The following is a 9,635-nucleotide window of genomic DNA, read 5'->3' as shown; positions in this document are numbered from 1 at the left end:
GGGGAGGGCGAGGTGTGGCTCGCGGCGGGTGGCCCCGCGTCGGACCCGGCGGGCCTGGACCTGCTGTGGGCCCTGGCTCGCGGCATGCGCGTCGTCCTCCCGCCCGAGCGGCTGGCCGCGCGCTTCGCCGTCCTCGGACGGAAGCCGGACACGCGCCGGCCCATCGACTTCAGCCTCTCGTACTTCGCCAACGACGAGGACTCGCTGGGCGAGGAGAAGTACGAGCTGCTCATCGAGGGCGCGAAGTTCGCGGACGCCCACGGCTTCTCCGCCATCTGGACGCCGGAGCGTCGCTTCCACTCCTTCGGCGGCCTGTATCCGCAGCCCTCGGTGATTGGCGGCGCGCTCGCGATGCTGACGCGTCACCTCCAGATTCGCGCGGGCAGCGTGGTGCTCCCGCTGCACGACCCCATCGAGGTCGCCGAACAGTGGTCCGTCGTCGACAACCTGTCCCGAGGCCGCGTGGGCCTGTCGCTCGCCACGGGCTGGCATGCGAATGACTTCGCGCTCTCGCCGGACACCTTCGCCCGCCGTCGTGAGGTGCTCATCGAGCGCCTGGAGGAGCTGCGCCGGCTGTGGCGTGGCGGCACGGTGAAGCGCCGCAACGGCGCCGGCAACGAGGTGGAGCTGGCGCTGCGGCCGAAGCCGAAGCAGGCGGACATTCCGGTGTGGCTCACGTCCACGGGCAACCCGGAGACGTTCCGCAAGGCCGGCGAGGTGGGCGCCAACATCCTCACCAACGTGCTCGGCCTGGGCTCCAGCCTGGACGAGCTGGCGGTGAAGGTGCAGCTGTACCGCGAGATGTACCGGAAGTCGGGCGCTCCGGGACGCGGCCAGGTGACGCTGATGCTGCACACCTTCCTCGGCCAGGACATGGACGAGGTGCGCGCCGCCGTGCGCGAGCCGCTCAAGCAGTACTTCCAGAGCTCGGTGGACGTCTTCGCCAGCCTGGTGGGAAGCCAGGGCCTCCAGGTGGACGTGCGCGGCCTCACGAAGGAGGACATGGAGGTGATGCTCGAGCAGGGCGTCGAGCACTACCTGAAGGCGGGCGGCCTCTTCGGCACGGTGGAGGACTGCGAGCGCGTCGTGGAGCGCGTGCGCTCCCTCGACGTGGATGAGATTGCGTGCCTCGTCGACTACGGCGTGCCGCTGGAGCCGACCATGTCCAGCCTGCGCCATCTGGCCGTGCTGAGGCAGCGGAGCCAGGTCCAGCAGATGCCCGAGGCGGCCGTGCTGGCCGAGGGCGATGCCGGCGTGGGCGACCTGCTGGACCTCGTCCGGAGCGAGGGCATCACCGCGCTGCGCTGCGCGCCGTCGCAGGCCCGCGCGCTCGCGGAGCTTCCCGGCGCCGACGTGGCGCTGGGCGGCGTGCGCCTGTGGGTGCTGGGCGGTGAGTCGCGGCCGGACGCGCTGTCCCTCTCCACCGCCGCGAAGCAGGTGGAGCTGGCGGCCTCCGTGGTGGACGCGGCCTGGCCGTCCCACCACACCGCGCCCGTGTACCTCCGCGATGCGTCCGGCGGCCCCGTGCCCGTCGGCGCCGTCGGAGCGCTGGCGCTGGGTGGCCCCGCCATTCCGCGCGGCTTCTGGAACGATCCCGACGCCACCCGTGCGCGCTTCATCCCCGTGCCGGGCGCGGGCCCGGAGGAGCGGCTCTTCCTCACCGGCCAGCGCGCCCGCTTCCGCGACGTGGGCGTGCTGGAGCTGGTGGCGCCCGCGCGTGCCGTGAAGCCCCGTCCGCAGCCGAAGGCCCGCGACACCGTGGCGCCCAGGCCGGTTGCTCCCGCCGCGCCGGTTCCCGAGGTCCCCACCACGACGCTGACGCCGGTGGTGCGCGTCTCGCGCGACGAGTCGCTGCCGCTGTCCTTCCCGCAGCAGCGCATCTGGGCACTCAGCCAGCTCGACCCCAACGGCATCGCCTACAACAACACCGTCACCCTCCGGCTGGACGGCACGGTGAGCGTGCCGCTGCTGGAGCAGGCGCTGAACGAGCTGGTGCGCAGGCACGAGGTGCTGCGCACCACCTTCGCGCTCGCGGAGGGCGGCGCGCACCAGGTGATTGTGCCGTCCATGCCGCTGGTGCTGGAGCAGCTGGAGGCCCGTGGCGCGAGCCTGGAGGAGCGCGAGGCCGAGGCGCTGCGGCTGGCGCTCGCCGAGGCCCGCCGGCCCTTCGACCTGGTTCGCGGGCCCGTGATGCGGGCCGTGCTGATTCACATGGGTGACGCGGCGTCGGTGCTGCACCTCACCATCCACCACATCGCCTCCGACGGCTGGTCCAGCGGCGTGCTGTTCCGCGAGCTGGTCACCGTGTACGAGGCGCTCGTGGCGGGCCGTCCGTCGCCGCTGCCGGAGCTGCCCGTGCAGTACGCGGACTACGCCGTGTGGCAGCGCGGCTGGCTGCTCGGGCCGGGCATGGAAGCCCAGCTCGCGTACTGGAAGAAGCAGCTCGCCGGTACCCAGGTGCTGGAGATGCCGACGGACCACCCGCGCCCCGTGCGCTGGTCGGGCCGGGGTGGCCGCCTCCAGGTGGCCGTGCGCAAGCCGCTGGTGGACGCGCTCTGGGCGCTGGGCCGCCGCGAGGGCGCCACGCCCTTCATGGTGCTGACGGCCGCGTTCCAGACGCTGCTGCACCGCTACTCGGGCCAGGACGACATCATCGTCGGCACCTCCGCCGCGGGTCGCAACCGGCCCGAAATCGAGGGCCTCATCGGCTGCTTCCTGAACACGCTCGCCATCCGGGGGGATTTGTCCGGTGCGCCCTCGTTCGTGGAGCTGCTCCGCCGCGTGAAGGTGGCGTCCATCGGCGCGTACGCGCACCAGGAGATTCCGTTCGAGCGGCTGGTGGACGAGCTGCGCGTGCCTCGCGACCCGAGCCGCATGCCGCTGGTCCAGGCGATGCTGACGTTCCACAACACGCCGCCGGTGGAGGTCCGCACGCCGGGCCTCGGCGTGAAGATGCTCGAGATGGACATCGGCGCCACGAAGGTGGACCTGTCGCTGGAGCTGCGTGACACGCAGGACGGCCTCACCGGCGCGCTGGAGTTCGCCGCGGACCTCTTCGAGCCGGCCACGGCGCAGCTCTTGTGGGAGCGCTTCGTGCGGCTGCTGGAGGGCATCGCCGCCAACCCGTCCCAGCGCGTGGGCGAGCTGCCCATGCTGTCCGAGTCCGAGCGCCGCCAGCTGCTGGTGGCCTGGAACGACACGCGCGAGCCGTTCCCCGAGGACGCATGCATCCATGACCTCTTCGCGGCCCAGGCCGCGCGGACGCCGGACGCGGTGGCGGTGGTGGCCGAGGGCCAGCGCCTGACGTACGCCGAGCTGGACACGCGGGCGAACCAGCTCGCGCACCACCTGCGCTCGCTGGGCGTGGGGCCCGAGGTGAAGGTGGGCCTGTGCACCGAGCGCTCCGCGGAGCTGGTGGTGGGCCTGCTGGGCGTGCTGAAGGCGGGCGGCGCATTCGTGCCGCTGGACCCGGCGTACCCCAACGCGCGGCTGACCTACATGATGCGGGATGCCGGCCTGTCCGTGCTGGTGACGCAGGACCCCCTCGCGGATGAGCTCCCCGTCACGAACGAGCTGCTGGTGTCGGTGGACTCCGAGTGGAGCCACATCGCCCGGAACTCCACGGAGGCGCCGCGCGCCAACGTGCTCTCGGGCGGGCTGGCGTACGTCATCTACACGTCGGGCTCCACGGGAACGCCCAAGGGCGTGCTGGTGCCGCACCACGGTCTCTGCAACACGGTGCGCGCCGTCATCCGCGCGCACGGGGTCGGCCCCGGGAAGCGGGTGCTCCAGGCGGCGGCGCTCGGCTTCGACGCGTCCGTGCTGGAGGTGCTGTCCACGCTGGTGGCTGGAGCCGAGCTGCACCTGGCGCCGCGCGACTCGCTGCTGCCGGGCGCGCCGTTGCGCGGGGTACTGGAGTCGCGCGGCATCACCACGGTGACGCTGACACCGTCGTCGCTGTCGCAGCTGGAGCCCGAGGGCCTGCCCGCGCTGGAGACGGTCATCTCCGCGGGCGAGGCCTGCTCGCCGGAGCTGGCGCGGCGCTGGACGTCGGGGCGGCGGCTGCTCAACGGCTACGGCCCCACGGAGGCCACCGTCTGCGCGACCGTCTCCACCGAGCTGGACGTGGAGCGCCCGGACATCGGGCGGCCCATCGCGAACATGCGCGCGTACGTGCTCGACGGGCGCGGGCAGCCCGTGCCGCCGGGCGTGCCGGGAGAGCTGTACCTCGGAGGCCCCGGCGTGGCGCGTGGCTACCTGGGACGGCCGGAGCTGACGGCCGAGCGCTTCGTGCCGGACGCGTTCTCCGGTGAGGCCGGAGCGCGCCTGTACCGGACGGGAGACCGCATCCGCCAACGCGCGGACGGGCGGCTGGAGTACCTGGGCCGGACGGACCATCAGGTGAAGGTGCGCGGCTTCCGCATCGAGCTGGGCGAGGTCGAAGCGGCGCTGCGCCAGTACCCCGGCGTGAGCGACGCGGCGGCCACCGTGCGCGAGGACCCGCCGGGAACGAAGCGGCTGGTGGGCTACCTCGTGCACCCCGACGGCGAGGCGGCGCTGGACGTCACCGCGCTGCGCGCGTTCCTCAAGGAGCGGCTGCCCGAGCACATGGTGCCGGCGGCCTTCGTCGCGCTGGACGCGCTGCCGCTGTCGCCCGCCGGGAAGGTGGACCGGGCGGCGCTGCCCGCGCCGGACTCCGCTCGCGTGGGCCCGGGCAAGGACTTCGTCGAGCCGACCACCCACGCGGAGAAGACGCTGGCGGCGCTCTGGGCGCAGGTGCTCGGCGTGGAGCGCGTGGGCCTGCACGACAACTTCTTCGAGCTGGGTGGCGACTCCATCCTCGGCATCCAGATTGTCTCCCGCGCGAAGGCGGCGGGGCTGGCGCTGGAGCCGGCCCAGCTCTTCGAGAAGCAGACGCTGGCGGAGCTGGCCGCCGCGGCGGGTGAGGCGAAGACGGGAACGGCGGAGCAGGGCGCGGTGACGGGCCCCGTTCCGCTGACGCCGATGCAGCGCATCTTCTTCGACGAGTGGGCACTGCCGGAGCCGCACCACTACAACCTCGGCGCGGTGCTGGAGGTGCGCCGGCCCGTGGACGCCGGGCTGCTGGAGCAGGCGCTGCGGGCGCTGGTGGCCCAGCATGACGCGCTCCGCCTGCGCTTCACTCGGACGGCGGACGGCTGGACGCAGGAGTGCGCCCCCGTGCCCGACCGCGTGCAGGTGCGGCGCGTGGACCTGTCGTCCGTGCCGGAGGCGGAGCAGGGCGCCGCGCTGGAGGCCGCGGGAGCGGAGGTCCACCGGAGCCTGGACCTGGGCGAGGGGCTGCTGCTGCGCGCCGCCCTGTTCGACCGGGGCATGGGCCGGACGGGCCGGCTGCTGCTCGCGGTGCACCACCTCGCGGTGGACGGCGTCTCGCTGCGGCCGCTGCTGGAGGACCTGGAGACGGCCTACACCCAGCTCGAGCGGGGCGTCCCGTTGGCGCTGCCGGCCAAGACGACGTCCTTCAAGTCCTGGGCGGAGCGGCTGGTGGAGCATGCGCGCTCGGAGTCACTGGCCCGCGAGCTGCCGCTCTGGAAGGCCGCGAGCGACATCCCCGCGCTGCCGGTGGAGCTGGCCGGAGGCGAGGACACTCCGGGCTCGGAGGCGCTGGTGACGGTGACGCTCGGCGAGGCCGAGACGCGGACGCTGCTGGGCGAGGTGCCCACGGCATACCGCGCCCGCGTGGACGAGGTGCTGCTCGCGGCGGTGGCGCGGGCCATCGCGCACTGGACGGGCGGCAACAAGGTGCGGCTGGAGCTGGAGGGCCATGGCCGCGAGGCGCTGTTCGCGGACGTGGACCTGTCTCGCACGGTGGGCTGGTTCACCAGCACGTTCCCGCTGGAAGTCGAGCTGCCGGCGGGAGGCAGCTCGGGTGACGGGCTGCGGGCCCTGCGCGACGCGCGTCGCAAGCTGCCGGCGAACGGCGTCGGTTACGGCCTGCTGCGCTACCTGCGCGAGGACACGGCAGGGGCGCTGCGCGCGGCCCCTCGCGCCGAGGTGGGCTTCAACTACCTGGGCCAGCTCGACGCGGCGGCCCGCGGCTCGGAGCGCTTCGCCCTCACGGAGGAGCCGAGCGGCGCGTGGCATGGCCCCGGAGGCCGCCGGCCCCACCGCATCGAGGTGAACGCGGTGGTGAGCGACGGCCGGCTGCGGGTGGTCTGGGCCTACAGCCAGAACCTGCACACGCGTGCCACCATCGAGTCGGTGGCCCACCGGTTCCTGGCCGCGTTGCGCGAGCTGGTGGAGGGCCGGAGCACGCCGGACGCGGCGCGCCGCTCGCCCGGAGACTTCCCGCTGGCCCGCCTGACGCCCGCCGTCCTGGAGCGCGTGCTGCGGCAGTACCCGGACGTGGAGGACCTGTACCCGCTCACCTCGCTCCAGCAGGGCATGTTCTTCCATGCCGGGCTGGTGGCGCCTGGCTCGGGCGTCTTCTACGAGCAGCTCGCGTGGACCTCGCGCGGTCGGGTGGATGTGCCCGTGCTGCGACGGGCCCTGGCGGAGGTCATCGCGCGCAACGCCGTGCTGCGGACGTCCTTCGTCCAGGACGGACTGCCCGAGCCGCTCCAGGTGGTCCATGCGAAGGCCGAGCTGCCCTGGACGGAGCATGACCTGCGCGGACTCTCCGACGAGGAGCAGCGCGCGCGGCTGGCCGCCATCGTCCGCGAGGACCGCGCCCGGGGCTTCACGCTGTCCCACGCGCCGCTGTCGCGGATGCACGTGGCGCGGCTGGCCGAGGACGCCTGGCGCTTCCTCTGGAGCCACCACCACCTGGTGATGGACGGGTGGGGCGTGGGCGTGATGCTGAAGGACGTCTTCGCCATCTACACGGCGCGCGTGGAGGGCCGTGAGCCCGCGCTGCCGCGTCCGGCGAGCTGGCGCGACTACATCGCCTGGCTCCAGCGGCAGGACCTCTCGCGCGCGGAGGCGTACTGGCGGAAGGAGCTCGCGGGCTTCACCGCGCCGACGCCGCTGCCCGCCGCCCTGCCCATGAAGCCGGGTGCGGAGGTGGCCGTCACCGGAGAGGAAATCGTCTGGCTGCCGCCGGAGACGACCTCGGCGCTTCAGGCATTCGCCCGGAAGAACAGCATCACCCTCAACACGCTGGCGCAGGGCGCGTGGGCGCTGCTGCTCTCCCGCTACGCCGGGCTGGAGGACGTGGTGTTCGGCGCCACCGTCTCCGGACGGCCGGTGGACCTGCCCGACGCCGAGTCCATGGTGGGCCTCTTCATCAACTCGCTCCCGGTCCGGGTGACGCTGTCCGGCGGCGAGCCGGTGGTGCCCTGGCTCCAGCGGCTCCAGGCGCGGCAGTTGGAGATGCGCAGGTACGAGCACAGCCCGCAGGTGCAGGTGAAGAGCTGGAGCGACGTGCCTCGCGGCCTGCCGCTCTTCGACAGCATGCTCGTCTTCGAGAACTACCCGCTCGACACCACGCTGGGGCAGCGCATCCCGGGGATGGAGGTGCGGGACGTGCTCGGCCATGAGCAGGGCAACTACCCGCTCACCGCCTACGTGGTGCCCGGCGAAAAGCTCCGGCTGAGCCTGGCCTACGCGCCCGTGCTCTTCGCGCCGGAGACGGTGGTCCGGCTGCTGTCGCAGTGGCGGGCGCTGATGGAGGGCCTCACCTCCGGTGCGCAGCGGCTCGGCGACGTGTCGATGCTGCGCGAGGAGGAGCGCCGCCGCGTGCTCGAAGCGGGCAGCGGGGCACAGGGGGCCTTCGACACGGAGGCCAGCCTCGGCGCGCTGTTCGACGCGCAGGTGGCGCGCACGCCAGAGGCCGTGGCGCTGATGGCGGGGGACACGCGGGTGACGTACCGCGAGCTGTCCACCCGCGCGGAGCGGCTCGCGCGCCGGCTGCGCCAGCTGGGCGTGAACACCGAGTCGCGCGTGGCCGTGTGCGCGGACCGCTCGGTGGAGATGGTCGCGGGCGTGCTGGCCGTGCTGAAGGCGGGCGCGGCCTGGATTCCCCTGGAGCCGGCGCACCCTCGCGAGCGGCTCGCGAGGCTGATGGAGGAGAGCCGCCCGGCGGTGCTGCTCGCGCGGCGCCACCTGTCGGAGCGGTTGCCTCCCCATGGCGAGACTCCCGTCCTCTGGCTGGAGGACGACGGAGTGGACGCCGGTGAGCCGCTGCCGAAGACCCGAGGGGGCGACGCGCTCGCGTACGTCCTCTTCACCTCGGGCTCCACGGGGCGGCCCCAGGGCGTCATGACCAGCCACCGCGCGACGCTGAACCGTCTCGCGTGGATGTGGCGCGCCTTCCCGTTCGAGCCGGGCGAGGTGTGCGCCGTGAAGACGTCGGCGGGCTTCGTGGACTCGGTGTGGGAGCTGTTCGGACCCTTGCTGGCGGGCGTGCCCGCGGTGCTGCTGACGGAAGACACCGTGAGGGACCCGGCGCGGCTGGTGGCGGCGCTGGAGACGCACGGCGTGACGCGGCTGGGGCTCGTGCCGTCCCTGCTGCGGGCCGTGCTGGAGGTGCCGGACGTGGGGCGGCGGCTGGCGAAGCTGCGCACCTGGATGACGAGGGGAGAGCGGCTGCCCGAAGGCCTCTCGGCGCGCCTCGGCGAGCGGCTGCCACAGGCTCGGCTGCTCAACCTCCACGGCGCACCGGAGGTGGCGGCGGACGCGACGGCGATGGAGGTGGGCTCCGGCCCCGTGTCGCTCGGCCGGCCCATCGACAACACGCGGGTGTACGTCCTGGACGGGGCGCTGCGTCCCGTGCCCGAGGGCGTGCGTGGTGAGCTGTACGTGGCGGGCCCTGGAGTGACACGTGGCTACCTGGGTCAGCCGGACGCGACGGCGGAGCACTTCCTGCCGGATGCGTTCAGTGCCACGCCCGGTGCGCGCATGTACCGCACGGGCGACGTGGTCCGCTGGATGGCGGACGGCCGGCTGGAGTACCTCGGCCGGGCGGACGACCAGATGAAGGTGCACGGCGCCCGTGTCGAGCCCGTGGAGGTGGAGGCGGCGCTGGCCGGGCACCCGTCGGTGGCTCGCGCCGCCGTCACGGCGCACGAGCCGGCGCCCGGAGAGACCCGGCTGGTGGGCTGGGTCGTCCTGAAGCCGGGACAGGTGCTCGACGGCGCCGCCCTGCGGGGGTTCCTCAAGGCGCGGCTGCCGGACCACATGGTGCCGTCCGCCTTCGAGGCACTGGAGACCCTGCCGCTGACGCCGGGAGGGAAGGTGGACCGGCGCGCACTGCAGGCGCGTCCGGCGCCCACGGGCAATGCCGCCGCGGAGTACGTGGCCCCCGCGACGCCGGAGGAGCTGGCGCTGGCGGGCATCTGGACGGAGCTGCTCGGCCGGTCGCGCATCGGCGCGAAGGACGACTTCTTCGCGCTGGGCGGGCACTCGCTGATGGCGGCGCGGATTGCCTCCCGCGTGCGTGACGCCCTGGGCGTGGAGCTGCCGCTGACGGCGGTCTTCGATGCGCCCACCCTGGCCGGAATGGCGGACGTGGTGTCGCGGCTGGCGGGCTCGATGAAGGAGCTCGCCGACGCGCCGATTGCCCGGACGACGAGAGAGCTGGACCCTTCCTCGCTGGAACAACTGTCGGACGAAGAATTGGACGCGCTGCTGAACGCGACCGAGGTGGAGAGCTGAGC

General features: G+C 73.5%; 1 protein-coding gene. It reads left to right on the top strand.

Annotation, left to right across the window (positions count from 1 at the left end):
* The coding region (locus HG543_RS56475) for a non-ribosomal peptide synthetase (protein ID WP_169347940.1) at window positions 1-9,633 on the top strand (9,633 nt) is incomplete at its 5' end.
* Window positions 9,634-9,635 lie beyond the last annotated feature (2 nt).

The organism is Pyxidicoccus fallax (genome assembly GCF_012933655.1).
GTDB classification, from domain to species: Bacteria; Myxococcota; Myxococcia; order Myxococcales; family Myxococcaceae; genus Myxococcus; species Myxococcus fallax.
This window is presented reverse-complemented; position numbering and strand designations above follow the sequence as displayed.